This window comes from Caenibacillus caldisaponilyticus, from assembly GCF_002003465.1.
Classification (GTDB): domain Bacteria; phylum Bacillota; class Bacilli; order Bacillales; family Sporolactobacillaceae; genus Caenibacillus; species Caenibacillus caldisaponilyticus.
Genome location: NZ_BDDQ01000170.1, coordinates 1 through 1,177, shown reverse-complemented (window position 1 = coordinate 1,177; position 1,177 = coordinate 1). Strand labels below are relative to the sequence as shown.

1 protein-coding gene and 1 pseudogene are annotated in these 1,177 nt (G+C 47.3%); one reads left to right on the top strand and one right to left on the bottom strand.

All coding sequences use genetic code 11. From position 1 onward, the window contains the following. Positions 1 to 369 (bottom strand): annotated as a pseudogene (locus tag CCB157_RS17090) (ATP-binding protein); the annotation flags it as partial. A 196-nt stretch (positions 370 to 565) separates the two neighbouring features. Here CCB157_RS17090 and CCB157_RS17085 point away from each other — a divergent pair. Continuing rightward, positions 566 to 1,177, top strand: a 612-nt coding sequence (locus CCB157_RS17085) for a UPF0236 family transposase-like protein (RefSeq protein WP_193432333.1), incomplete at its 3' end; no start/stop codon positions are given.

Here is a 1,177-nt window from a genome sequence, read left to right as displayed (position 1 = left end):
GGTTGGCTTTACAAACATACGAAGCTTTTTTTCCAGCTTTCCTTCCTGGTCGGCTCTTCTTAACTGAGTGACCAAATCATGGGCGGTAATAAAATACGTTTTATATCCTTTTGCGATCGCCTCCATTCCAATCGAAATCGCCAGATGCGTCTTTCCAATCCCCGGTGGACCGAGAAAAAGGATATTCTCCTTTCGATCAATAAACGATAAGGTAAGCAGCTCTCGAATCCGACGCTCGTCCACGGAAGGCAGTGCGTTAAAATCAAACGTATCGATCGTCTTGCGATATGGCAGTTTGGACAGTTTGATGAGCGTTTGGATCGATCGTTCCTGTTTTTCGATGATTTCCGCCTCGTAGGAGTAAAATAATTGTGGGAGCAAGAATAGGAATAAAAGTTAATATATGTAAATTAACCTTGGCGGATGTGTTGGCTTTTAATCCAACATCATCTGCCAAGGCCACCAAGCAATAGCGCGATAGGGGAATGCAGAAAAAACAAGAAATGAGGGCCTCTTTTTTGTACAATGAGTTTGTCCAAAAAAACCGTACAAAGGAGGCCCTCACATGGGACATTATAACCCGAAATACCCGACTTTAGAAGAGCTTGAACGCTATGTCTTTCAGGTGTTACAGGAGATGTTTGGCAAGGTTTTGACGATGGTTTTGGAACAGATGGATGCCGAAATCGCCGAAGCGCGGGATAAACGCCGCTTTCGCTTGAAAGATCGGCGCGACGTTCACATCGATACGATGTTCGGTCCGTTGACCATCAAACGCAATTATTATCAAGACCGGGAAAATGGTCGTTATATCGCTTTATTGGATCACTATTTAGCCTTTGACGGCCGCAAGGGATTCAGCCCGCTCCTTGAACAATGGGCGATGGCCTTGGCCGTGTCCGGCCCGTCTTACCGCCACGCCGTAAAGCAATTGGAGACGTTCTTGGGTTATGTCCCCATGAGCCACGAAGCGCTGCGGCAGCATCTCCTCGCGTCCGAGGTGTGTGAGCCGAAGTCCAAACAACCCGGGCCTGAAGTGCTCTTTGTCGAGGTGGACGGGTTGTTTGTGAAACAACAAAAAGAAAAGGGCGGCAAGAAGAAAAAGGCGAAAGAACTTAAGATCGCTTTAGTCCATACGGGTTGGGAACAAGACGGCTCCAAACGGCGGAAATTGAAG